General features: G+C 59.1%; 24 protein-coding genes and 1 tRNA gene. 7 read left to right on the top strand and 18 right to left on the bottom strand.

All coding sequences use genetic code 11. From position 1 onward, the window contains the following. The first annotated feature begins 10 nt into the window (after positions 1-10). The 3 genes from CKW32_RS07525 (at position 11) to CKW32_RS07515 (ending at position 2,313) form a co-directional block, all read left to right on the top strand. On the top strand, positions 11-799 hold the full coding sequence (locus CKW32_RS07525; RefSeq protein WP_095184469.1) for a helix-turn-helix domain-containing protein: 789 nt from the start codon (positions 11-13) through the stop codon (positions 797-799). Positions 800-823: 24 nt separating this feature from the next. Continuing rightward, positions 824-1,102, top strand: a complete 279-nt coding sequence (locus CKW32_RS07520) for a hypothetical protein (protein WP_095184468.1) — start codon at positions 824-826, stop codon at positions 1,100-1,102. A 779-nt stretch (positions 1,103-1,881) separates the two neighbouring features. After that, positions 1,882-2,313 carry a hypothetical protein gene (locus CKW32_RS07515; RefSeq protein ID WP_095184467.1) on the top strand — a complete coding sequence of 144 codons (432 nt, stop codon included), beginning with the start codon at positions 1,882-1,884 and terminating at the stop codon, positions 2,311-2,313. A 113-nt stretch (positions 2,314-2,426) separates the two neighbouring features. On the opposite strand, the gene CKW32_RS07510 is transcribed toward CKW32_RS07515, so the two are convergent. The 8 genes from CKW32_RS07510 to CKW32_RS07475 all read right to left on the bottom strand — a co-directional run bounded on the left by CKW32_RS07510 (position 2,427) and on the right by CKW32_RS07475 (position 11,003). Next, positions 2,427-3,371: a class I SAM-dependent methyltransferase gene (locus CKW32_RS07510; protein ID WP_095184466.1), complete on the bottom strand. Its 945-nt coding sequence runs from the start codon at positions 3,369-3,371 to the stop codon at positions 2,427-2,429. 11 nt (positions 3,372-3,382) lie between these two features. After that, positions 3,383-4,762 (bottom strand): iron-containing redox enzyme family protein, encoded by a 1,380-nt coding sequence (locus CKW32_RS07505; protein ID WP_095184465.1) that lies wholly within the window; start codon positions 4,760-4,762, stop codon positions 3,383-3,385. Positions 4,763-5,079: 317 nt separating this feature from the next. Beyond that, complete coding sequence (locus CKW32_RS07500; RefSeq protein WP_032889572.1) at positions 5,080-6,822, bottom strand: ABC transporter substrate-binding protein; 1,743 nt, start codon at positions 6,820-6,822, stop codon at positions 5,080-5,082. Between the two features lie 32 nt (positions 6,823-6,854). After that, on the bottom strand, positions 6,855-7,127 hold the full coding sequence (locus tag CKW32_RS07495; RefSeq protein ID WP_014718862.1) for a DUF2160 domain-containing protein: 273 nt from the start codon (positions 7,125-7,127) through the stop codon (positions 6,855-6,857). Positions 7,128-7,137: 10 nt separating this feature from the next. Next, positions 7,138-7,938 carry a carbohydrate ABC transporter permease gene (locus CKW32_RS07490; protein WP_003232361.1) on the bottom strand — a complete coding sequence of 267 codons (801 nt, stop codon included), beginning with the start codon at positions 7,936-7,938 and terminating at the stop codon, positions 7,138-7,140. 10 nt (positions 7,939-7,948) lie between these two features. After that, positions 7,949-8,815, bottom strand: a complete 867-nt coding sequence (locus CKW32_RS07485) for a carbohydrate ABC transporter permease (RefSeq protein ID WP_032889576.1) — start codon at positions 8,813-8,815, stop codon at positions 7,949-7,951. Further along, positions 8,812-9,909 carry an ABC transporter ATP-binding protein gene (locus CKW32_RS07480; RefSeq protein ID WP_095184464.1) on the bottom strand — a complete coding sequence of 366 codons (1,098 nt, stop codon included), beginning with the start codon at positions 9,907-9,909 and terminating at the stop codon, positions 8,812-8,814. Before CKW32_RS07480 ends, CKW32_RS07485 begins: the two co-directional genes overlap by 4 nt. Continuing rightward, entirely contained in the window at positions 9,909-11,003 is a 1,095-nt protein-coding gene (locus tag CKW32_RS07475) for an ABC transporter ATP-binding protein (protein WP_032889580.1), read from the bottom strand. The genes CKW32_RS07480 and CKW32_RS07475 overlap by 1 nt, the downstream gene beginning before the upstream one ends. A gap of 236 nt (positions 11,004-11,239) precedes the next feature. On the opposite strand from CKW32_RS07475, the gene CKW32_RS07470 reads away from it, so the two are divergent. After that, on the top strand, positions 11,240-13,051 hold the full coding sequence (locus CKW32_RS07470; protein ID WP_095184463.1) for a sigma-54-dependent Fis family transcriptional regulator: 1,812 nt from the start codon (positions 11,240-11,242) through the stop codon (positions 13,049-13,051). On the opposite strand, the gene CKW32_RS07465 is transcribed toward CKW32_RS07470, so the two are convergent. The 3 genes from CKW32_RS07465 to CKW32_RS07455 form a co-directional block, all read right to left on the bottom strand. Next, positions 13,048-13,980 (bottom strand): FecR family protein, encoded by a 933-nt coding sequence (locus CKW32_RS07465; RefSeq protein WP_095184462.1) that lies wholly within the window; start codon positions 13,978-13,980, stop codon positions 13,048-13,050. The genes CKW32_RS07470 and CKW32_RS07465 overlap by 4 nt on opposite strands. Continuing rightward, the gene (locus tag CKW32_RS07460; protein ID WP_032889583.1) at positions 13,977-14,519 is read right to left on the bottom strand and encodes a sigma-70 family RNA polymerase sigma factor; all 543 of its coding nucleotides are present in this window, start codon (positions 14,517-14,519) and stop codon (positions 13,977-13,979) included. The genes CKW32_RS07465 and CKW32_RS07460 overlap by 4 nt, the downstream gene beginning before the upstream one ends. Positions 14,520-14,635: 116 nt before the next feature. Continuing rightward, a complete protein-coding gene (locus CKW32_RS07455) occupies positions 14,636-16,753 on the bottom strand; it encodes a TonB-dependent receptor domain-containing protein (RefSeq protein ID WP_095184461.1) in 2,118 nt (705 codons plus the stop codon). A 237-nt stretch (positions 16,754-16,990) separates the two neighbouring features. On the opposite strand from CKW32_RS07455, the gene CKW32_RS28280 reads away from it, so the two are divergent. Together CKW32_RS28280 and CKW32_RS07450 are read left to right on the top strand one after the other, a co-directional pair. Continuing rightward, complete coding sequence (locus CKW32_RS28280; protein WP_163033225.1) at positions 16,991-17,149, top strand: hypothetical protein; 159 nt, start codon at positions 16,991-16,993, stop codon at positions 17,147-17,149. 4 nt (positions 17,150-17,153) lie between these two features. Further along, complete coding sequence (locus CKW32_RS07450) at positions 17,154-17,780, top strand: helix-turn-helix domain-containing protein (protein WP_032889585.1); 627 nt, start codon at positions 17,154-17,156, stop codon at positions 17,778-17,780. A 49-nt stretch (positions 17,781-17,829) separates the two neighbouring features. Here CKW32_RS07450 and CKW32_RS07445 read toward each other — a convergent pair whose 3' ends face one another. The 7 genes from CKW32_RS07445 to CKW32_RS07415 all read right to left on the bottom strand — a co-directional run bounded on the left by CKW32_RS07445 (position 17,830) and on the right by CKW32_RS07415 (position 23,612). Then, positions 17,830-18,333 carry a hypothetical protein gene (locus CKW32_RS07445; protein ID WP_164440486.1) on the bottom strand — a complete coding sequence of 168 codons (504 nt, stop codon included), beginning with the start codon at positions 18,331-18,333 and terminating at the stop codon, positions 17,830-17,832. Positions 18,334-18,615: 282 nt separating this feature from the next. Further along, a complete protein-coding gene (locus tag CKW32_RS07440) occupies positions 18,616-19,122 on the bottom strand; it encodes a GAF domain-containing protein (RefSeq protein WP_256585265.1) in 507 nt (168 codons plus the stop codon). 17 nt (positions 19,123-19,139) lie between these two features. Then, positions 19,140-20,453: a PAS domain-containing methyl-accepting chemotaxis protein gene (locus CKW32_RS07435; RefSeq protein WP_032889586.1), complete on the bottom strand. Its 1,314-nt coding sequence runs from the start codon at positions 20,451-20,453 to the stop codon at positions 19,140-19,142. A gap of 110 nt (positions 20,454-20,563) precedes the next feature. Beyond that, positions 20,564-20,833, bottom strand: a complete 270-nt coding sequence (locus CKW32_RS07430; RefSeq protein ID WP_095184460.1) for a hypothetical protein — start codon at positions 20,831-20,833, stop codon at positions 20,564-20,566. Between the two features lie 172 nt (positions 20,834-21,005). Further along, the gene (locus tag CKW32_RS07425) at positions 21,006-21,755 is read right to left on the bottom strand and encodes a hypothetical protein (protein ID WP_032889588.1); all 750 of its coding nucleotides are present in this window, start codon (positions 21,753-21,755) and stop codon (positions 21,006-21,008) included. A 707-nt stretch (positions 21,756-22,462) separates the two neighbouring features. Next, positions 22,463-23,029 (bottom strand): hypothetical protein, encoded by a 567-nt coding sequence (locus CKW32_RS28455; RefSeq protein ID WP_233896834.1) that lies wholly within the window; start codon positions 23,027-23,029, stop codon positions 22,463-22,465. A gap of 492 nt (positions 23,030-23,521) precedes the next feature. Next, positions 23,522-23,612, bottom strand: a tRNA-Ser gene (locus CKW32_RS07415). Between the two features lie 152 nt (positions 23,613-23,764). Between CKW32_RS07415 and CKW32_RS07410 the strand changes: the two genes are divergently transcribed. Beyond that, complete coding sequence (locus CKW32_RS07410) at positions 23,765-24,436, top strand: Bax inhibitor-1/YccA family protein (RefSeq protein ID WP_003174664.1); 672 nt, start codon at positions 23,765-23,767, stop codon at positions 24,434-24,436. Positions 24,437-24,484 lie beyond the last annotated feature (48 nt).

Genomic DNA, 24,484 nt, shown 5'->3' with positions numbered 1-24,484 from the left:
GAGCCAGTAAATGCCGCCTAAAGGACATGACAAAACGGTGCGCCGCAGCATCCCCGGGCTGTCCAGCCTGCCACGGCCGGTGTACGGGCGCACCGAATCCTTGCCCAATCGCGCGTTGACCCGGCGCCACAGCCACCCGTGGGTGCAATTGTCTTACGCGATTTCAGGCGTGCTGGAGATCCAGACCAGCGCCGGCCGCTTTGTCGCGCCGCCGCAGCGGGCAGTGTGGATCCCGGCGGGCATGCCGCACCGCGTGTTCAGCTCGCCCCACACCGAAATGCGCAGCCTGTACCTCGATTGCAGCGTGACCGCCTGGGCCTCGGAGTGTTGCCACGTGCTGGAGGTGAGCAGCCTGTTGCGCGAATTGATCCGCAGCTTCAGCGAGCTGCCGGTGGAATATGCCGAGGACGGTCCCGAGGGGCGCCTGGCCCAAGTGGTACTCGACCAACTCGCCGCCGCGCCCCAGGTGGATTTGATGCTGCCACTGCCCCTCGACCCACGTTTACGACAGATCTACCGCAGCTTGAACCTGCGCCCGGAGCAGCAGACCACACTGGGGCAATGGAGCGAAAAACTGGGGCTTAGCGAAAAGACGCTCAGCCGCTTGTTTTTGAGGGATACCGGCCTGACCTTCCGCGCCTGGCGCCAGCGCTTACGCCTGCTGAGCGCCCTGCCCGCCCTGGAGCAAGGCGAGCGCGTGACGGATGTGGCGCTGGGGTGTGGGTATGAGTCGACGTCGGCGTTTATCAATGCGTTTCGCCAGCAGTTTGATGCGACGCCGGGGGAGTTCTTTCGGTGAGGCCTCAGGCACTGAAGGTCGAATGTGGGCGGGGCGATTCACACAATCAAAAGCGCAGATCAACAGACCGCTGACTTCGTCAGTGAAAAGGATGTAAAAGCCAGATCAAAAGCAGAGCAAAAGCAGAGCAAAAGCAGAGCAAAAGCAGAGCAAAAGCAGAGCAAAAGCAGAGCAAAAGCAGAGCAAAAGCAGGACAGCAGGCTAGGACCTATCTGTCTGATCTATGGAGATCAAACTGTGGGAGGAGTTGGAGCTGAGAACCCGGTCGGCTCTAAGGCCGCCGCGGCCTTGCTTTTGATCTGAAATCGCCCCGTCAACCACGATGGCCGGAATTCGACATTGATTTGGGGGGTAAACCGGCAGGGATGCCGGTTTAGTCCCCTGCGCCATGGACAGCGCGTGGCGGCGGCCCCCCAAATCAATGTCGGATTACGGGCATGCCGAGCCTAGGCGAGGCACCGAGTGGTGGGGCGAAGGCCTTTTGGTTACTTTTGGCTGGGCTGGCATGCCGGCCTTTACAAAAAAGACCTGCTGTAAGAGCAGAACCCTAGGCGGCCGTTACCGCAGCAACGGATATGTACTCAGCCAGCAAAAGTGGGGATTTTTCTGTTAGAACCCAGCGTCTGGTTTTGGGGCTGCTGCGCAGCCCAACGCGGGGCAAGCCCGCTCACTACAGGGTCATGTGTCAGCCTCTAGGAGTTGTGTGAGGCTCAGGGAGTTGTGTGTGGCTCAGGGAGTTGTGTAAGCCTCTGGGAGTTGTGTGTGGCTCAGGGAGTTGTGTAAGCCTCTGGGAGTTGTGTGAGGCTCAGGGAGTTGTGTCAGCCTCTGGGAGTTGTGTGAGGCTCAGGGAGTTGTGTCAGCCTCTAGGAGTTATGTGAGGCTCAGGGAGTTGTGTCAGCCTCTGGGAGTTGTGTAGAGCCCCATACTCATCGGGTCCCCCGCTCCCCGCAAGTTTCAGTGATTAACCCACGCAACATGCCAGGCACCAGCCCGCTCTGCGTGGAAATGCTGTTCCACACTTCGCCCGGCTGCTATTGTGCCGCGCTTTGAAAAACGGCCACCGACCCGCGAGGAAATGCACGTTGAACACTGACGAAAAAATGACTGGGGACCTGTTCGAGGTGGATAAGCGTCTGTCACTCAAGCCCGTGGTGGACTTCAACGCCTACCTGCGCAGCGCCTTCGGTGATGGCCCGTGCACCTGCATCCGCTGCAGTGCCAGCGGTGGCGATGAAAGCGGCTATGAGTTCCAGCACACTTTCAACTTCGACAGTAAACCGACCCAACGCCGCTTTGCCTCCACAGCGGGCAGTGATGTGCTGATGGCGCTGAAGAAGGCATGGTTGTCGTACTCCAAGGCCGAGTTGCCGCTCAGTGGCGTGTTGGCACTGGATACGGTCAAGGAATTTGTCGAGCCACAGCTGCACAAGCGCGTGGCACCGTTGTTCCTTGCCAGCGGCTTGGTCAAGGAGGTCGACGGCGAGCTCCATCTGCAACCGCAAGCGGCAGCCTGACCTTTCAGCTCGGGCCGGCAGCTGATCAGCAGTCACCCCGACGCTGGGCCAGAAGACGGTCCACCATCTGCCGCAGGCATGCCTGCGTGTCGGCGCCACTGGCTTGGGCGGCGTCAGAACAAGCGCGTAACGGTGAGCGCGACCACGGCGATACGCTCCACGCGCTCATACCCCGGTTTGTCGAGTTCTTCGCCGAACACATCCGGGTCAAGTTCGCGATAGGTCCAGCCCACTGCATCGCTGCCCAATAAAGGCATGACCGCCTTCAGGAAAGGGTCTTCCCCGGCGACGATCGCCACCCCGGTGTACAGCACCAGACTGCCGCCCAAGGCCAGGCGTGGGAGGGACTCGCCGACAATACGCACCGACAGTTCCTCACCCAGCGCCCCGCCGCCATGCCGATAGGCGCGTTCGCGGTCGTCGTTCATATAGGGTGGGTTGGCGACGATCAAATCGAACTCGCCTTGGACGCTGCCCAGCACATCACTGTGGTACGCGCTGACGTTGACCAGCCCCGCCAACTCGGCATTCACCGCCGTGAGGCGCAAGGCGCGCGGATTGATATCCACCGCCAGCACTTCAGCGTCAGGCCGCGCGCGGGCGATCATCAGCGCGCCCACACCTGCGCCGCAGCCGATATCCACCGCGCGCTTAATCGGCTCGAAACGCTGCTGCAGATGGGCCTCGATCAGTTGCGCGAAACGGTAACTGTCCGGCCCGAAAAACACCGCATCCGCCTGTGTGGTGGGATACGCCGAATGGGCGAACAACAGATCACTCAGGCTCGACCACCGCACCGTGCTGCGCCACAGCGAATCGTGCTGCACGACTACATCGGCTTGCTGCAATTCTTCGCGAAAGGCATCAGGTAACAGCCCGTGATCAAACGGCATGGACCAGCCGAACACGTCACGCAGGTCCACCGCCAGCGGCGTCCCCAGACGCTGGTAAAACCGTTCATGGGTCAACGGCGTCGGCGTGATGAAACGGTAGCCGTTTTCCTTCAAGCCCCGGCCCAGGTTCAGCAGGGCGCGATCAGCGAGTTGTTGCGCAGACATGGGTGAATTCCTTAGCGCAGACGTGCGCGCAGTTGGATAAATCGGCGAGTCGCATACAACCCGGCAGGCGTGCAGTGGCGGCGTGCCGAGAGCCAGGGCAACAGTGCGGTGAGCTGCTGCTCATCGGGCAAATTCCACAACGAATCCACCAGCGCCTGAATATCCGGGTCGGCCGGGCGATGGTGCTCGCGGGAAGTCCGGCTGCCGCGCCCCGGCCGTACGGGCGCGATGCGCTCGCCGCTGATCCAGTCGCCGGCGATCCAGTCATGCAGCACCTGTTTCTCATAGCCGCTGAACACACCGAACATCGCAGCGCCAGCGCCCTCGATCAATTGCCAGAAGCGGCTGTCGGCCGGGTCGTGGTGGCGCTTGATCCAGCCCTTGTCTTCCATCGCCTTGAGAAACGCGCCGGCCTGACCCGGCTGGGCCAGCCACTGGTTGACAGTCTTGCCCTCGAAGCGGCAGTAGTCCGAATGCATGTGCTGGCCGAAGGTGCGCTTGCGTTCGAGCATGGCGACCACCTCGTCGTGCAGATCAAACGCGTCGATCACCGCCAGCGTGCCAGGGCCAAGATCGTTAAGGCGATAACCCTCGGCAACGCGCCGGTAGAACTCCGCACGGCCCTCCCCCAGCGGCAGCAGGCTGAGCACCGACTGCGCCGCCTTGCACGCGTGGCCACTGCTGGCGTTGTCGATGGTGACGTGGAGGGTGAAGTAATACGGGTCAATCCCCAGCTCGCTCAATTCGTAGGCGGTGATCAGCAGGTGCAGCGGTAGCTGCTCATAGCCGAGGTTGTAGCCGATGATTTCCGGCAAAAACGCTTCGGCACACAGGCCCAGCGCCAGCTGCAGAGCTCCCTGCTGGTAGTGGGCGTCGTCGAGGCCGGCGTCGCTGTCGGCGTCGTGATCGCTGAGCAATTTGCGGTAGATCAGCACATGGTTCTGCGCCGCTTCGCCGTCGCCCAATTCTTCCAGGTAGGTGGTGAGCAGGCCGTCGAACCGCGGATCCTGCCAATAGCGCAGCAAACCGTTGAGCCAGGCGCCGTCGACCTGTTTGGTCGGCGCCACGCGTTGCAGGAAATACAACGCCTGAGCTTTGTTCTGGAAGTAGCGCCTTGGATGGCCTTGCTGGCGTTGTTCCAAGTACCCGGCGTAGGCCTGGGCGACATCGGCACACCGCTGCTCGATCCAGGCCGACAATTCTTCAGGCAATGGCGGCAGCTCGGACGACGCCTCGCGCACCTGGCTCAATTGCCCTTGCAGAAACGCCCGCGCAGCCTCTTCAGCGCCCGGAGCTTCGCGATAGAGCTGCTGGTAAACCCCGCGATACTGACCGTGAACCGGGTGGGTGATAGAGGCCGGTTGGCCCGACAGCGCTGTAAGTAGCGTCATGATGGCAGTTTCCGCAAAGTCCGATACAACCAGGCCTCCCGACAAGGAGGCCCCGCAAGAGCGCTGAAAACCACACGCTTCTAAAATGCAGAACCTGCGGGTATGCGGAAAATTCAATCGGGGTTGGCAAGGTACGGATCAGCGGCGATGGTCAGTTGTTCTGACCGCCATGGAGTTCGGTTCGAATGGCGCCGAGAGGCACTGATAGATGTGGCGAGGGAGCCGCCCCCGTTGGGCCGCGAAGCGCCCCCAAAAATGAGACGACTGCGCAGTCCAACGGGAGCAAGCTCCCTCGTCACAGAAATCCAGCAGACCTGTTATTTACGCGCCGCCTCCCACGACTTGAGCAGGTCGCCGTAGCTCACGGTCTCGCCTTTTGGCTTCTCGTTCGCCAGTTTCGGTTTCGGTGCGCCCGGTTGGTCGAACCAGTATTGCGCGTCACGCTCGGGGTTCATTTTCGGGCCGCACACCGGTTGCACTTTGGAGCGTTCCAGGCGCGTCATGATCGCGTCCTGCTCCTTGGCCAGGTTGTCCAGCGCCTGTTGCGGGGTTTTCTCGCCGCTGGCGGCCGAGGCGATGTTGCTCCACCACAGTTGCGCCAGACGTGGGTAGTCCGGCACGTTGGTGCCGGTCGGTGACCACTCGGTGCGCGCCGGGCTGCGGTAGAACTCCACCAGACCGCCGAGTTTGGGGGCCATGTCGGTCATGGCCTGGGAGTTGATGTCGGACTCACGAATCGGCGTCAAACCCACGATGGTTTTTTTCAGCGAGACGGTTTTCGAGGTCACGAACTGCGCGTAGAGCCAGGCCGCGAGTTTTTGCTTCTCAGGCGTGGATTTGAGGAAGGTCCAGGAGCCTACGTCCTGATAGCCCTTCTTCATGCCCTTTTCCCAGTAAGGTCCCACAGGCGACGGCGCCATGCGCCATTTCGGCGTGCCGTCGGCATTCACCACTGGCAAGCCCGGTTTGACCATGTCGGCGGTGAACGCGGTGTACCAGAAGATCTGCTGGGCGATGTTGCCTTGGGACGGCACCGGCCCCGACTCGGAGAAGGTCATGCCCGCCGCTTCCGGTGGCGCATAGGCTTTCATCCAGTCCACATATTTCTGCGTGGCAAACACCGCGGCCGGGCCGTTGGTGTCGCCGCCGCGGGTCACGCTGGAGCCCACCGGATGGCAGTCCTCCACGCGAATGCCCCACTCGTCCACCGGCAAGCCGTTGGGCAGGCCTTTGTCGCCGCCGCCGGCCATGGAGAACCAGGCATCGGTGAAGCGCCAGCCCAGGGACGGGTCTTTCTTGCCGTAGTCCATGTGCCCGTAGATGCGCTTGCCGTCGATTTCCTTGACGTCTTCGCTGAAGAATTTGGCGATGTCTTCATAGGCCGACCAGTTCACCGGCACGCCGAGGTCGTAGCCGTATTTCTCCTTGAACTTGGCTTTGAGCTCCGGGCGCTCGAACCAGTCGGCGCGGAACCAATAAAGGTTGGCGAATTGCTGGTCGGGCAGCTGGTAGATCTTGCCGTCCGGCGCGGTGGTGAAGGACAGGCCGATAAAGTCTTTGAGGTCGAGGGTCGGCGAGGTGAAGTCCTTGCCTTCGTTGGCCATCAGGTCGGTGATGGATTCGGTCTTGCCATAGCGAAAGTGCGTACCGATCAAGTCGGAATCGTTGACCCAGCCGTCATAGATGTTCTTGTCTGACTGCATCTGGGTTTGCAGCTTCTCGACCACGTCGCCTTCCTGAAGCAGGTCGTGGGTCAGCTTGATCCCGGTGATTTCACTGAAGGCCTTGGCCAGCACCTTGGATTCATACTCGTGGGTGGTGAGGGTTTCCGACACCACGTTGATCTTCATCCCACGGAACGGTTCCGAGGCCTTGATAAACCACTTGAGCTCCTCAAGCTGCTGCTCAGCCGTGAGCGTGGACGGTTTGAACTCGCTGCCGATCCATTTTTTCGCGGCATCTTCGTACGCATCGGCCCAAGCCGTGGCGCTCAAACCGCTGAGGGCCAGTACGGCAGCCAATGAAATGCTATGTCGCAGCTTATTGTTCTTATTCAACATAGAGACCTCCAGGTTGTTTATTTATAAGGGCATCAACCCCAACGCATCACACTCAACAGCCATACCAGGGAGAGCGCGGACGCCACCCAGATGCTCCAGTCGGTAACGCCGATAACCAGCAAATGCAGGTAGGCGCTGCCGAGAAGACCGATAAACAAGCGATCACCACGGGTGGTGCTGATCGGTAACAAACCGCGCCGGGGGATGCTCGGCGAACGCAGTTCCCAAGTGGTCATGCCCGCCAGAATCAGAGCGATGCCGCCAAAGAACAGTGCAGTGGGGGTGGTCCAGGCCATCCATTCCATCATCGACTCCTCAGACCCGGCCCAGGGCAAAGCCCTTGGCCACGTGGTTGCGAACAAACCAGATCACCAGCATGCCCGGCAGGATGGTCAACACCCCCGCCGCTGCCAGCACGCCCCAATCGATACCCGAGGCCGACACCGTGCGCGTCATCACCGCTGCGATGGGCTTGGCGTTGACCGATGTCAGGGTGCGCGCCAGTAGCAACTCGACCCAGGAAAACATGAAGCAGAAAAACGCGGTCACACCGATGCCGGAGCCGATCAACGGGATAAAAATCTTCACGAAGAACTTCGGAAACGAGTAGCCGTCGATGTAGGCGGTTTCGTCGATTTCCTTGGGCACGCCGGACATGAAGCCTTCGAGGATCCACACCGCCAACGGCACGTTAAACAGGCAGTGAGCCAGGGCTACAGCGATGTGCGTGTCGAACAAACCGATGGACGAATACAGCTGGAAGAACGGCAGCAAGAACACCGCCGGCGGCGCCATGCGGTTTGTCAGCAGCCAGAAGAACAGGTGCTTATCCCCCAGGAAACGATAGCGCGAGAACGCATACGCCGCCGGCAGCGCCACACTCAGGGAAATCACCGTGTTCAGGCTTACGTAGTACAGCGAGTTGAGGTAGCCGGTGTACCAACTGGGGTCGGTGAAGATCACCTTGTAGTTCGCCAGGGTGAAATCCTGGGGAAACAACGTGAGCCCGCCGAGGATTTCGGTGTTGCTCTTGAAGGACATGTTCAACAGCCAGTAGATCGGCACCAGCAGGAACAGGATGTAGATCAGCAGCGGAATAAGCTTGCGTTTGCTCATGTCAGCGGCCTCAGCGGTTGGCGTCAGAGTGGGTCATGGCGGTGTAGAACAGCCAGGACACCAACAAGATGATCAGGAAATACACCAGGGAAAACGCCGCCGCCGGGCCTAGGTCGAATTGACCTACGGCCATCTGGGTCAACGTCTGACTCAGGAAAGTGGTGGCGTTACCCGGTCCACCGCCGGTCAGGACGAAGGGCTCGGTGTAGATCATGAAGCTGTCCATAAACCGCAGCATTACCGCGATCAGCAGCACGCTTTTCATCTTGGGCAGTTGGATATGTCGGAAGACTGCCCAGGCCGATGCACGATCAATCCGCGCGGCCTGGTAGTACACGTCCGGAATCGCCCGCAACCCCGAATAGCACAGCAGCGCCACCAATGAGGTCCAGTGCCATACGTCCATCACCAGCACGGTCACCCAGGCATCCGCCGTATTGGCCGCGTAGTTGTAGCTGATGCCCATGGCGTTGAGGCTGTAACCCAGCAGGCCAATGTCAGCACGGCCGAAGATCTGCCAGATGGTGCCCACCACGTTCCACGGGATCAGCAGTGGGATCGCCAACACGATCAGTACCAGGGACGACCAACGGCCCTTGGTCGGCATGGTCAGGGCGATGGCGATGCCCAGGGGTATTTCGATCAACAGCACGCAGGCCGAATAGATGAACTGGCGCAGCAGGGAGTCGTGCAGCCGCGGGTCGAGCAATACCTGCTTGTACCAATCGGCACCGACGAAATAGCGGCTGGATTGGTCGAAAATGTCCTGCACCGAATAGTTGACCACGGTCATCATCGGGATCACCGCGCTGAACGCCACCAGCAGGAAAACCGGCAGCACCAACCACCAGGCCTTGTTGTTCTGCACCTTGTTCATGGCAGCACCTCCAGCAGGTAATCGTCGGCGTAGAGCATCAGCCATTGCGCGGGAAAGCTGATGGAGGCCGTGCCTTCGGGCACCGGTTTGTCTTCGGCCAAACGCACTTTCAAGGTGGCGCCATCAAGCTTGAGCGTCATGATCTTGTAGGTGCCGAGGTCTTCCAAATGTGTGACTTCGGCCTGCATGGCGTCGGGGTTGTACTCGTCCCACACGTGGATAAATTCCGGGCGGATACCCACCTGCAATTTCTTGTAGTCCGTGCTGGCGATGCGTTGTTGCAACGCCTCGGGCAATGGCAAGTGGGTGCCGGCAAACCGCACCCCGCCCGCCTCGGCCTGCACTTCGATCAGATTCATCCCAGGGCTGCCGATGAAATAGCCGACAAACGTGTGGCTAGGCCGCTCGAACAATTGCCGTGGCGTGCCGAATTGCACGATCTGCCCGCCATACATCACCGCGATCTTGTCGGCAAAGGTGGAAGCCTCCAACTGGTCATGGGTGACATAGACCATGGTGATGTTGAACTGCTCATGGATCTGCTTGAGCTTGCGCCGCAGTTTCCATTTGAGGTGCGGGTCGATCACTGTCAACGGCTCATCGAACAGGATGGCCGACACGTCGTCACGCACCAGGCCACGGCCCATGGAGACTTTCTGTTTTTCGTCAGCGGTGAGGTTGCGCGCTTTCTTGCTCAGCAGGTTTTGCAGGTCAAGGACTTCGGCGATTTCCTGCACCTTGCTGTGAATTTTCGCTTCGGCCATGCCTTGGTTTCGCAGCGGGAACGCCAGGTTGTCGAACACGGTCATGGTGTCGTACACCACGGGGAACTGGAACACCTGGGCGATGTTGCGCTTCTCGGGCGTGAGGTCGTTGACCACTTTCGTGTCAAACAACACTTGGCCTTCGGACGGGCTGAGCAGGCCGGAAATGATATTGAGCAGGGTCGACTTGCCGCAGCCCGACGGGCCGAGCAAGGCGTAGGCGCCGCCCTGTTCCCAGACGTGGTTCATTTCCCGAATCGCGTAGTCTTCGGGTCCGGTCGGCGCGGGGTTATAGCTGTGCGCCAGGTTCTGCAAATGGATCTCGGCCATCAGGCAACCCTCGCGACACGGCGCCCGGGGGCCTGGACCAAACGGCCCTGGCCATCGAACACAAACAGTTTATGGGTGGGGATATACACGCGGATCGGCGCGTCGACGTCGTACTCATGTACCCCCGGCAGGTGCAGCACCAACAGGAAGTGTTCGCTGCGCACATGCAGGAAGGTTTCCGAGCCGCTGATCTCGGCGACTTCTACGGTTACCGCCAGCTCCAGATCGTCGTCGTTGCTCGGCACCAGGCTGATATGGCTGGGGCGCACGCCAAAGCGGAATTCGCCCTCGCCGATGGGGCGCAGGTCGACGTTCAGCGGGAAGTGCACAAAATTGGCGAAACTCACCTCGTTGCCAGCAATACGCCCAGGCATCAGGTTGATCGGTGGCTCGGAAAACAGCTCGGCGGCGAGCACCGTCTGTGGCTGGTGGTAGACCTCCGCGGCCTTGCCGCTCTGGATCACCCGGCCTTCGTGCAGGATGGTGGTGGTGCCACCCAGGGCCAGGGCTTCGTTGGGTTCGGTGGTGGCGTAAATCGCTATGGTGTGGCGGGCCTGGAACAGCTCGCGCATTTCCTGGCGCAGCTCTTCGCGTAGTTTGTAGTCCAGGTTCACCAGCGGCTCGTCGAACAGGATCAGTTCGGCATCCTTGACCAACGCGCGGGCCATGGCCGTGCGTTGCTGCTGGCCACCGGACAGCTCCAGCGGGTGGCGCTGGAGGAACTTCTCGATGCGCAGCATCCTGGCGGTTTCCAGCACCTTGCTCTGGATCACCTCGTTGGACACACCGGCCTGCCGCAACGGCGAGGCGATATTTTCGAACACGGTCATGGTCGGGTAGTTGATGAACTGCTGATACACCATCGACACGTTGCGCAGGCGCACCGGCTTGTGGGTGACGTCGACGCCGTTCATCAGGATGCGACCGCTGTCGGGTTTGTCCAGGCCGGCCATCAAGCGCATCAGGCTGGTCTTGCCGGACAGGGTGCGACCGAGCAGCACGTTAAAGGAACCGGGTTCGAAACGCAGGGTGGCATCGTCGATCCAGGTTTGGCCTTCGACGACGCGGGAGACATGTTCCAGGGTCAATGACATGACACGACCTTTTTATTATTGGAATGAATCTGGCCAGTCGTCAGAGCGAGTTTCGTGCCAAAAACGGCAGGTGCTTGATCCACAAGGAAATGGAGTGAATGGGATGTTCGGGAGTGAACAATCGGGCTGAACAACTGAACACTCAGGGGGTTGACAATGAACAGTTCTGAACAACACTAATGGGGCCCCCGCGCCTGCGGGGCCCCATAAAAACAATAAAAACAGAAGGTCGCCCGATGGCCGAACCCTTGGCGCACGACACCATCATCCAAGACTCCTGGCGCCGTTGCCGCGCCTTCGGCCTGGACCACCAAAGCACGCCCAGCTTCGATCAATTGCCGGCCGACGGCATCAGCCAACTGCTGGAAAGCCAGCATTCCCTGGTGCAGACCACGCACCAGGAAGTCCTGCCCTATTACGAAAACATCCTGAGCAATTCCAACTGCCTGATCATGCTGGCGGACAACCAGGGCCAGGTGTTGACCTCGTGGGGCACCCAACGCTTTATCGAGCCCAAGCTGGCCCGTGGATTCAGCGCCGGTGCCAGTTGGCAGGAGCGCTCCAGCGGTACGAATGCCATCGGCACCGCGCTGGCCTGTGCCCAGGCGGTGCATATCGAACACGACGAACATTTCCTCAAGGCCAACCGTTTCATGACCGGTTCGGCGGCGCCAATCTTCGATGCTCAGCGCGAGATCATCGCGGTGTTGGATGTATCCAGCGACAGTTACCTGCCGCCCTCCCACACTCTGGGCATGGTCAAGATGATGAGCCAGACCGTTGAGAACCGGCTGATCCTCAATCTATTTCGTGGTGACCATTTCCAACTGACCTTCAACACCGGCCTGAGCAACCTGGACAGCCAATGGGCGGGCCTGCTGATCTTTGATGAAAGTGGCCAGGTGCTGTCGGCCAACCGCCGCGCCGATAACCTGCTGGGCATCAGCCTGTCGCGGGTGATGATCGACAGCTTGTTCAAAGTGTCGCTGCTGGAGTTGCTCAACCAACCGGAGGGCTTGCCGTTTTCGTTGCAAGCGGCGGGACGCAATCGGTTTCAGTGCTTATTGAAACGCCCCAAGCAGATGCCAGTGCAGGCGCGCGTCTTCACTGAGCCTGTGGTTTCGAAACAGGCGACGATTGGTCTCAACACCCTGCATTTTGGTGATGCTCGCGTAGAAAAAGCCGTGCGCCAGGCCGAGCGTTTGCTGGAAAAAGATATCCCGCTGCTGATCCACGGCGAAACCGGCGTGGGCAAAGAAGTGTTCGTCAAAGCCTTGCACCAGGCCAGCTCCCGCAGCCAGAAGGCGTTTATCGCGGTGAACTGTGCGGCGATTCCCGCTGAGCTGGTGGAATCGGAACTGTTCGGCTACGAAAAAGGCGCGTTCACCGGCGCCAATCAAAAAGGCAGCATTGGCCTGATCCGCAAGGCCGACAAGGGCACGCTGTTTCTTGATGAGATCGGTGATATGCCGCTGCCGACCCAGGCGCGCCTGCTGCGCGTGTTGCAGGAGCGTTGCGTGCAACCGGTGGGCAGCAGCGAGTTGTTCCCGGTGGATTTGCGCATCATTTCGGCGACCAACCGCGCACTGCGCGAGCTGGTGCAAGCTGGGCGCTTTCGCGAGGATTTGTACTACCGCATCGGCGGCCTGACCCTGGAGTTGCCACCCTTGCGTGAGCGTACCGACAAGCAGGCGCTGTTCCAGCAACTGTGGCAACAACACCGCGAGCCCACTCAATGGGCCGGTTTGAGCGCTGAGGTGTTGGCGTTATTCGAGCAGCACCCATGGCCGGGGAATTTGCGCCAGGTCAGCAGCGTTTTGCAGGTGGCGCTGGCGATGGCCGAGGAGCAACCGATACGGGCGGAGCATCTGCCGGATGATTTTTTTGTGGATTTGAACGTGGCGCCGCCGCTGCCGACCAGTGAGTACCTGGACGACAGCATTGATCTGACCCAACGTTTGAAGGCGGCCGGCGGGAATATTTCCCACTTGGCGCGGGAACTGGGGGTGAGCCGCAATACCTTGTACAAACGCCTGCGCCAGCACTAGCGGGGCTTGATCACCACCAGCAAGTCGGTGAAGTACTCCACCTGGATCGGCAGGTTATCCGCCAAGGTCGACAGGGCCGCCGCCGTATCGTCCAGCTTGAACACGCCAGACACGCGCAGGTCGCGCAGCGCTTGTGGGTCGAAACGCACCATGCCGGGACGGTAGCTGGCCAGGGTTTGCAGTACTTCGCTCAGCGGCTGGTCGTTGACTTTGAGCAGGCCGCGAGTCCAGGCGTCCGGGTCGGCATTGCCGATCGCCTGCGCAGGCGTGGCGCGGCCATGGTCGAGAACGGAGCGCTGGCCGGCGGTGACCTTGACGCCCTCCTCGACCTCACCTTTAACCGCCACGGTGGACTCGATCACAGTGACCACTGTTGTGCCGTCCGGCGCACGCTTGACCAGGTAACGCGTACCCAGTGCGGTCGCCGTGCCTTGGTCGGTTCGTACCACGAACGGCCTTTGCGCATCTTTGGCCACGTCTACCCAGAGTTCGCCTTGCAGCAGTTCGATCACCCGCTGGTGGCCGTCAAACTTCACGTCCACCGCCGAGTTGCTGTTGAGCTGCAACTGGCTGCCGTCTTCGAGCGCGATCTGACGGCGCTCGCCGACGCCGGTGCGCTGGTCGGCCATCCACACCGGCAGGTGCTCCAGGCTCAGCCAACCGCAGAACACGACGCCGAGCACCCCCAGCACCTGTGCGCTGCGCGCCCGTTGCGGGGCAAATGCGCGGTTCAGGGCGAGGCGAGCCGGTTGCGCCGGCACGCTGTCGAGGCTGCCCCATAAGGCGCGCATGCGGTCGATGGCCACGGCGTGGCGCGGGTCGGCCTCGCACCAGGTAGTGAAGGCCTGACGGTCAGCGTCGGTGACATCCTCATCGTGCAGGCGCGTCAGCCAATTCGCTGCTTGCTGGATGATCTGTTCGGAGTTCATGTCAGTGGATCCGCCGCGTGCAGGCTGTGATAGCAGTGAACCAGGGCGCTGGAGATGTAGTTTTTGACGGTGCTGGGGGACACCGCCAGGCGTGCGGCGATTTCGCTGTAGGTCAACCCATCAAGGCGACTCAACAGGAACGCCTCGCGGGCCTTGGTCGGTAAACCGGCGAGCATTTCGGCGATGCGTTCCAAGGCTTGTAGCGCAACATGGATCGCCGCCGGGTCGGGCATGCCGGCGTCTTCGCACTGGATGACCAGCGCTTCCATATAGGCTTTTTCGATACGCCGACGACGGGCGCCGTCGATCAGCAGGCGCCCTGCCGTGGTGGCCAGGAAGGCCCGGGGTTCCTTGATAGCTTGCGGCTCGGCCAGCATCAGGACACGGATGAATGCGTCGTGTGCCAAGTCGGCAGCGTGCTGGGAGCAACCGAGTTTCCTGCGCAGCCAGCCATGCAACCAACCATGGTGCTCGCGGTACATCGCCGTAAGGGCCTGCTGACGCGCTGAGTCGCCCAGCGCGGCCGGAATGTCATGCATGCGCAAAAAATTCTCAAATGGGAAGTGTTACCAATTGCGCAAACAATGCCAGTAAAACAGCGTTGGAGCAAGCGGGCTCACATTCTCTGAAAGCCCGTTGCCACAGGTGTGTCCGCTTAGCGCCAGCTCCACGACACGCCGGTATAGATGCCACGACCATCCGCGGGTGTAGACCGGGCAACATCCAGGCCTTTGTCGTCATAGCCCGGCGTGACCGTGTTGGCGTAACGGCGGTTAGTGAGGTTGCGCAGGTCAACCCAAGCTTGCCAATCCTGCTTTGGCGCGTCGTAGCCGAACGTTGCGCCGACGATCGTATAGGCCGCGGCGTAGTAGGAGTTGGCGTAGTCCACCGCCACCTTTGATGAATGCTCGGTGTTGAGGCTGGTGTAGAAACCGGTCGGGTGGCTGTAGCGCAGTTGCGCCTGATAGTAGTGCTTGGGGATGCCCGGCAAGGTGTTGCCACCAAAGCGCTCGTCGTCACGGTAATGGAAGTCGCTGAAGGTGTAGGCCTGGCGCAGGTCAAGCTTGCCGCTGCGGCCGCCATCCCACACCGGGCTGAGCAGGCCCAGTTCCACACCTTGATGTACGGTGGGGCTGGCGTTGGATTCGGCAACGATGGCATTGCTGGTTGAAGTCTGGGCTTGAGTTTCTACGGTGAGCAGTTCGTGGCGCACTTCGGAGCGGTAAAGCGCCAGGTCCCACTGGCCGAGCCACGCTTCACCGCGACCGCCGACTTCCAGGGTGGTAGCGGTCTGGTTTTTCAGGCTGACGCCTTCACGCGCCAATCCAGTGGCCGGTCCGCTGCCCGCTGGGAAATACTTGTTGGAACCCCAGATCATCGACCACGCGTGCGGCGGCTCGACGGAGCGGCTGAGGTTGCCGTACACCTGCAATTGCGGGTTGAAGTCGTAACGCAGCCCGATGCGAGGCGCGTAGTCCCAATCGTGCTGGCTGAGCGGCGCCTGGCCTTCGGGATAGCTGACCTGGGTTTCGCGGCGGGTGTAGATGGCGGCCAGGCCGGTGGTCAGCCACAGGTCTGGTATCAGTTCCAGGTCGTTGCCGATATGCAACACGGTGTCGGAACCGAGGTAGCTGTAGTCGCGGGTCTTGGTGCCGGGGGCGTAGCTGGCCGTGTTGCCAGCGGGAATGCGCACATACTCGGCACCGCCGTTATTGGGCATCGCCTGGGTGGTGCGCAGGCCTAGGGTGGTTTTGCTGTCGTGACCGAACACCGTGTCCTGGCGGATGTAATTGAGGGTGCTGCTGACGTCGGTGTAGGCGACTTTCAGACGGATAGTGCCCTCGCGCAGGTCCATCGGGTAATCGTGATACGCCAGGCCAACTTCAAGGCGGGAGTTGTCGTCCAGTTGCAGGGTGGTCTTGTTGGCGATCCAGGTTGAGCCGGGTTGCAGGCGCTTGGAGTCGCGAGCGGCGTTGAGGCTGTTGGCGGCACGCGGGTCGTGACTGATCTGGTCGCGGGTGAGTTTGCCGGGTGTGTCGTTGGTGGTTTCGCGGTAACGGAAATAAAAGCGGGTTTCCAGATTCGGATTAAAGCGATAGCCGAAGTTGGCAGCCACGCCTTTGCCCGTGGCCGCGCTTTGGCGCTGGTAGCCGTCGGATTCCGAGTCAGTCAGGCTGATGTAGTAGTCCGCATCCCCCAGCACCTGCCCCGAACTGATCTCGCGCTGGGCGTAGCCACGACTGCCCGCCTCATAGCGCACCTGCAGCTTGGGTGCGTCGTAGCCGGTTCGGGTTACGTAGTTGACCGCGCCACCGAGCGCCAGGGCGCCCTGATCAAAACCGTTGGCGCCGCGTAACACCTCGACCCGGCTTTGCCATAACGGATCCTTGAGCTCATAAGGTGTGCCACCGGGGCCGGTCAGCGGCAGCCCATCGAACATCTCGTAGAGCCCCGACGCATGGGAGCCAGGGCTGCGGTTGAGGCCCGAACCGCGAATGGACAGCTTCACCCCTTCGTTATTCGCCGCCTTGGCGTACACCCCCGGCTGGTACTTGAACACATCTTCGTTGGTGCTCACCCGCCCCTGCTGCACGCTGCTCATGTCGATGTAATTGGTGGCGCCGGGCACGCTCTTGAGCTGCGCCTGGGCGACTTCTCCAGCCGTGGCTTCAGCGGTGGTGACTTCGACCGGTGCCAGCTGCAAGTCTTCGGCATGCACCAGCGAGCTTAAGGTCAGGGCGGCAAACAGGAATGGAGGTTGGCGCAGCAGCATGGGTGAGTCCTTGAAATGCGGGGGCGTGACGGCTGGGCCGTCACGCGAACAGTGATGGGAAGCCAGCGATGATCACCAAGTCACGCCTTTTTAATGGACCAGACCCTTCCCACAACACCTTCGGACCCGCTTTCTTTTTAAGTCCAAAAACGAATTAACACATGCAAACTCAGTATTTAAAGAAATAACCACTAACCATTATTGTGGAGCCACTGAGTCACCTACGAGATCCCCCTGATGCCAACATCCGCGAACGTCATTGACTTTACCCTTCACCGCAAACGCCGCCAGGCCCGCGCAGCGGCTGAGTTGATGTGGACGATGTACGCGGCACGCGCAGGGTTGGCGGTGTTTACCAACCACGCTGCGACGCCCAGCGATACCCGCCGGGCGTAGGCCGATGAATTTCCTGCATGTGCTTCCCGAACCTCCCGCCCCACTACCCAAAACGACTACGGACGACGATGTAATCAGCCTGTGCGTCGCACATAACCTGCAACGCCTGCGCAGCAAGCGCCATTTGTCACTGGACGGACTGGCCCGTGCCTGTGGCGTGAGTCGGGCGATGCTGGCGCAGATCGAATCCGGGCGCAGCGTGCCGTCGATCAAGGTGCTGTGCAAGATTGCCAAAGGATTGAAAGTGTCGGTGGCGGCGTTCCTGGAAGACCGCGCATTCGAAGGGGTCGAGGTGTTGCCGGCGCAACAGAGCAAACGCCTGGTGAGTGCCGATGGGGCGTTTATCAGTCGAGCGTTATTTCCCTACGATACGGCGCGCCAGTCGGAGTTCTACGAGATCCGCCTGCGCGCTCTGGGTGAGGAAGTGTCCGCAGGCCATGGCCCAGGCATCCAGGAAAACCTGGTGGTCGCCCAGGGCGTATTGGAAGTCAGCGTCAATGAAGAGCGCTACTTGCTGTCTACCGGCGATTCGATCCTGTTCTACGCCGACCAGCCCCACCGCTACCGCAACCCGGCGGACAGCGAGGCGGTGGCGTTCCTGGTGATCACCTACCCAGAACGGTTGGACTGAATGCAAAACGCCCCGACTATTCGGGGCGTTTTTGGTTGCGCGGGACCTGTCAGCAGGTGCAGCACATCATTGGCATGCCGTTGCAGCTCATCATCATCGGCATGGCGCAATCGCTCATCAACTTGTTCATGAGCATGCAGCAGTTGTCCATCATGGCCATGCTCATGCCCGGCATCGGCATCATTTTGCACAGCATGCCATCGGCCTGCATCGTGCATTCCATCACGCACTTCATCATCGGCATCGACATGCCCATCGGCATCATCATCGGCATATTCATGCTCGCCATCATGGCCATGGCGTCGGCCGACAGGCACATCATCGACATATTGGCGCACTGCATCATCATCGGCATGCCGCAGTTCATCATCATCGCCATCATCTCGGCGTTGGTCTTGAACTGAGCCATGTCCATGCCGGCGGCAGGCTTCATGGTGCACATCATCGCGTCACCGGCCATTTCGCACTTCATGGTCGCCATCATCATCGGCATGCCCATCATCGGCATCATTGGCATGGCGGTGTTCATCGGCATCTGCATTGCGTTCATCATGTTCGAAACTCCGTAATCGACAGGAAATGGCTAAGTTCTGGCGCCGATTCTAGTGATGCCGGAGCGCTGCACAAGACGACGGCAGAGCAGCGGGAATGGGTGTTGCGCAGCCCGCTTAGTCAACCGCAACAGCGAAACGTAATGTGATGACCGGGATTGCGCTGTGATAACAACGGTTTTGTAAATCAAAACAGCGTAATCGATGCGATGGATATTCGAACCAGGAATACCCACCAACCTTAAGGAAATAAACGATCTAACGCTGGCTCAGAAACACCAGCCTCAGGTCCGGCTGTACTGCAATTCCAGCGTGGTGCTGATCAGGCGAGTGAAGATGGTGAGTATCTCGACCATTTGCGGGTTTTCCAGTTTTTTGGGGAGTACGTCCAACGCGCATAGGGTGCCGAAGACGCTGCCATCGGAGAAGACAATCGGCAGTGAGATATAGCTTTCGAAGCCATGCTCCCTGGGCAATGGGTTTTGCCAGAAAACCGGATCCTTGCTGGCGTGTTCGATGATGATGGGGGTGGGATTAGCACGCAGACCGTTGCACAGCGTGGCTTCAAGCTGCAATTCATAGCCGACCTCCACGCCAAAATACAGCTCGTCGTACACCGCACATGCCACCCAATGGGTATCGGTCATTTTCGAGATCGCCGAGAAGCGCATATCCGTCAGGCGTGTAGTCAGCCGCAGAATATTGGACGCCGTTTCTATCTCGGCGATGACCGCCAGTTCTTCAGAGGTTAAAGGTTTGATAGCGCTCTCCTGATTCTCAAATAAAACCAAGCAGCCCTATACCTGGGCTATTGCAGCTCATTCGCAAAACGCCCCACCGCGTTCACCACCTGCTTGGCGCCACCCTGGATCTCGGTGATGACGGCGCCAGCCTGGTTGGCCAGTGTCAGGCCTTGCTCAGCTTGCTCGCGACTGCTGAACATTTCTGTGATGGCTTCGTCGGCGAGGCGCTGGTTCTGCTGGACCACGCTGACGATCTCTTCGGTTGCAGTGCTGGTACGGCTGGCCAATTGCCTTACCTCATCAGCTACGACCGCAAATCCACGGCCCTGTTCACCCGCTCGGGCGGCCTCAATTGCGGCATTGAGCGCGAGCAGATTGGTTTGCGCGGCGATGCCCCCGATGGTCTGCACAATCGCGCTGATCAGCAACGATTGTTTGCCCAACGCCTCAATGCTCCCGGTGGCGGATTGCATTTGCAGAGCAATGTTTTGCATGGTCTGTACAGTGTTCTGCACAACCGCGGCGCCACGTTCGGCCGTGACATCGGTTTGCAGCGACACCTCGTAGGCCACGCCGGCGGCGGCCTTGACCTCGGACTCGCGCAAGACCTGGTCGGTGACCACGCTGGCAAACTTGACCACTTTGCACAGCTTGCCTTCCGCATCGTGCACCGGGTTGTAGGTAGCTTCGAGCCACACCTCGTTGCCACGGCTGTCCACGCGTTTGAAGCGGCTGGCGACAAATTCGCCGCGATTGAGGGTTTGCCAGAACGCGGCGTAACCGCTCGAAGCGGCCTCCTGCGTAGTGCAGAACATACTGTGTTTTTTGCCGACGATCTGATCGAGCGTGTAGCCCATGGCGTCGAGGAACTGGGTATTGGCGGTGACGACCGTTCCGTCCAGTCGGAACTGGATGACGGCCGTCGAACGTATCAACGCGTTGATAAACGCTTCGTTTTCTTTGGCTTGCTCAATGGCGCGACTGACTTCGGTGCCGTAGCCCTGGATCTGCGACAGCCGGCCGTCACGCCCTCTGATCGGGCACCATGTCAGGTTGATCCACGCCAGGCTGGCGTCACTGCGCAGGAAGCGGTAATCGTCACTCACCGGCTCTGAGCGGGCGATTGCTGCATTGAAGTCACGAAAACAGGGTAAATCCATGACGTAAGGCGGAACAATTTCACTCAGGAGTCGACCCTGCAACTGTTCGCGGGAGTAGCCCAAAGCCCGGGCAAAATCCTCGTTGACGGCCGTAAGCCGCAAGTCAGCATCCAGGCATATGGAGAGCATGCCACGGTCATACTGCGCAACAAGCTGTCGTAACTGGAAAAGCTCGTCGTCCCGGTCCTGCAGATCCTTCTTCAAACGGCGATTAAACATGGCGGCGTCCCTGGGGTAGTCATCACTGCATCGGCCATGCGGCCTACGGCTTAAGCATAGGCCGACGAATAGTCACTTGCCCCTCAGTTGTTCCGCTCAACGAAGATGGATTAATCGCCGGGCTTATCCAGTGCCTGCATCAGATCGTCTGCCTCGGATCCCACCGCAAACCTGAACCCGTACATCTCATCAGCCGCCAGTATTTCCCGAAGGGCCTCGATCAACTGCGCTTCGGTGGGTGAGTCACGCAGCAGTTTGTGCGCAGGCAATAACAACTCGGCGGGAACTCCCTCGATACTCGCGGCGTTGATCACCGCAAAGAGGATAAAGCGCAGGCGTATCTCGCGGTCCGTCGGCCACACCGTTTTTCGCTTCCCCAAGGTAGGGCCTCACTTTTTCGGAAAAGTCCGAGGCTATTGCCGACGTCGGGGTGTTTCAAGCACGGGGGTGCAAGATAGGCTGTTTCCTACAGCCAAAAGAGAAAGACCTTACCTGCACGAGGATTAGGGTAGTGCATATCGGGCTGACGCTACCGCGTTGCCTGCCGGCAGCTCACTGTACTGGCAGGAAATTCATCAGCAATAAGCTTTGCGCATAGTTGAGACCTATACGCCGGTATCGTTCATCAAGCATCTGTGTCAGCAGATCGAGGCGCGCCACGATCTTGCCAAACTCCACCGCAAAACTAAGGTTGCTGCCCTCCTCCGATATCTCATTGGAAAACAACAGCAACACGCCATTCGCATCCTGGCGCTTGCTGAGCAGCCATGTGGCCTTCTCGATATTGCGCGCGGCATTGCTGACGAACTGTGGATTGATCGAGTCGGTTATGTAGAACTCGGTGCGCCCACCATGGGCTGTCACCAGCATGCTGCCGATCGCATAGATAAACGCACCGACTCGATCGCCCTGAAACTCCGGGCTCAAGGAGTAGCTCAAGGCGACCAGATCGCGACGCTCGCCCAGGGCGGGCAGCGGTCGTCGCTGCTCAATCGCCTGGCGAATCTCTCGCTCGGCACTCACCGCATCCGGGTAACCCGACTGTCTCCACTGGCTGGGATTGCGCAGATAGAGCTTGCTCATCAGTAAATACAAACTTTGCAGGTTGTCACGCATGCCCAGGGTCGCCATACGATCGACACTGGTTTGAAAGAACTCATCGGGCTTTCCATTGCTGAACTGCTTGGCAATGTCCTGCCCCTGTTGCTGGGTGCAACCAGTGGCGCCGAGTACAAACATCGCAACCAACAGCAGTGGCCGGCGTAGGCGACGAATGATTGAAAGAGGAAACGTACGATCCATCGAAACCCGATCTTGTTCTACTGCCCTCGCGGGGAATCGGCGGGGCTGGGACAAGGATAGAGCCGAGAAATCAAAAAAAGTGCGACCGATATCGGCAGATTGTGTTCGAAGTGTGTGCCAGAGCGCTTCGTGACGAATTCGTCGCAGGGTCTATACTTCTGGAAGCAGTTGAATGTGTTGTTGGCGAGCCAGGGTTGCATTTCCATTTTCGAGCGTTCTGGCGCATATATGTACATTGCCTACGGCACTACCACCAGCAACTGCCTACGAGGTGACGGCGATGAAGCATCCAATTCGAGCACAGATGTTTGCCCAGATGATTTGCCTGCTTTCGGTGGCTCAGCTTTTCTGCTGATTGAGATGAGAAACTGCCTTTAACAGCGGCTGCGGGTGTGGCAGTGAGAGGTATTGCCCATCTGACTCCAAAATCCCAAAACCAAAAAAGCCCCGCATTGCGGGGCTTTCGTATGAATCTTGGTGGGAAAGCAGGGATTCGAGCGCTTCTTGGACACCCCATAGCCTCTCTAGGCCAAGAAGTGCCCATGCTGGATCTACTTATGCTTGCCAGCGCATTCGGCGACCGCGAAGAAAATATACTTCATCGGTGCTCAACCATTCGAGTCCCGTGAGGCACGTACTTCACCAGAGACGGAAGTCTTTTTCAGCGCTTCCTTTACTGGAAAAAGACCGCCCCTAACGTGGAGTCATTATTTGGCTTGGCGAAGCACAAGCTCCGACAGACGAGTTTTAACTCGGAAGCAGAACTCGCGAATTTGAAATTGATAAGCGGGCATAACCATGTAGTTTAAATCGGGACCTAACGAGTCTTTAATTTCCATGTATTTAGCAGTTTTGGCAGCAATGGCTTGGTATTCCGCTTCATATTTGGCGTAAGACGCTTTGTTGTAAACCTTTAAAACATCCAGCTCTTTACGGCATTGCTCAGCGCGATTTTGATTTAGGTCTGTTTCTGATTCTGACTGAGCGGCTTCAGCAGAGGCATGGACTGGGGATTCAGCACTGGCGTTCGCAGCAGGTGCAGCTTCATAACGCACAGTCCAATTTTCTGGTGTCGAATGGGCGACTTCAGGTGGTGCTTCATGGACCACGGCAGGGGGTGGAGTCACGTTAGGTTTTTCTGGAGTTTTCGTAGCGCATCCCGAGAGGGCAAGTCCTACCACTACAACGATGCCACACATTTTATCCATCGGTTTCACCAAGAAGTAATTACGGTTGGCTGAGTCGTTAGGTTCTGGGTAAAAGTCATAACTCATTCAGTGATCGAGTGTAAATTTTCTACCAGACTCAAGGCGCTCAGCCTCTCTTCCTTGAGTGCACAGATGAGCGATAATAGTAAAAAAACAAAAAGATGACGAGTAAAAGCTCTTCAGAAAAGCCACAAAATTATTGGGACAATTTATGGGACCAAACTAAGCATGCCCCCTGATTGGGGATGCTGAGCGGGAGAATCCGGACCGACACGCCAGGAAGGCAAAGCAGGTACAACGCGGCTACTAAGCACTGTGGTGGTTTCAACTTCGTGATAGACGGCCCAAGACAGCATCGAAAGTTATCGACATTCGCGGCCCGAGTCAGCCACTGGTGCACGGTGAGCAGGCGGTTACCAAACGGGTTACAGAAGGAGATATGCAACCGTCAAATCCTTCGAATAGGCAAATTTAGGCATGCCTATGACGAACCGTCTTCCGCAACCAGGACTCCAGAAACACGAAAGCCCCGCATTTGCGGGGCTTTCGTTTGAATCTTGGCGGGAAACCAGGGATTCGAACCCTGGGAACGCTATTAACGTTCGCCGGTTTTCAAGACCGGTGCATTCAACCACTCTGCCAATTTCCCTTTTGCGTCACAGGATTATAGTAGGTCATCCTGTCTCAGCGGGCGCCATAATACCCGAATGAAACACACTGTCAAACTCTCGCCATCGCTTGTTACAGAGCGTCTGTTATGATCTTTGCGACTGAACGTTTCAAAACCGAAGGAGTGTCGCCATGCGCGAACAGAATTACGCAGTGAATGGTAACGCGCAGGCTGAGCAGCTTGAAGTCAGCCGCGTGTTGCGCAACACCTATGGCCTGCTCGCCCTTACCCTCGCATTCAGCGGCGTGATGGCGTTCGTAGCGCAGCAGATGCGCGTCGGCTATCCAAATATCTTTGTCGTGCTGATTGGCTTCTATGGTCTGTTTTTCCTGACCAACAAGCTGCGTGACTCGGCCTGGGGCCTGGTGTCGGCGTTTGCCTTGACCGGTTTCATGGGCTTCATCCTCGGCCCTATCCTCAACCGTTACCTCGGCATGGCTGGCGGAGCGGAAGTGGTCAGCTCGGCGTTTGCCATGACGGCCCTGGTGTTTGGCGGTCTGTCGGCCTACGTGCTAATCACCCGCAAGGACATGAGCTTCCTGGGCGGCTTTATCACCGCAGGCTTCTTCGTGTTGCTGGCGGCGGTGGTTGCAGGCATGTTCTTCCAGATCAGTGGCCTGCAACTGGCGATCAGCGCGGGGTTTGTGCTGTTCTCCTCGGTGTGCATCCTGTTCCAGACCAGCGCCATCATCCACGGCGGTGAGCGCAACTACATCATGGCCACTGTTAGCCTGTATGTGTCGATCTACAACCTGTTTATCAGCCTGTTGCAGATCTTCGGCATCATGAGCCGCGATGACTAATTGTTAGCCGAATAAAAAATGCCCCGCATCGAAAGATACGGGGCATTT

Source organism: Pseudomonas sp. Irchel 3H9 (genome assembly GCF_900187495.1).
Classification (GTDB): domain Bacteria; phylum Pseudomonadota; class Gammaproteobacteria; order Pseudomonadales; family Pseudomonadaceae; genus Aquipseudomonas; species Aquipseudomonas sivasensis.
This window is presented reverse-complemented; position numbering and strand designations above follow the sequence as displayed.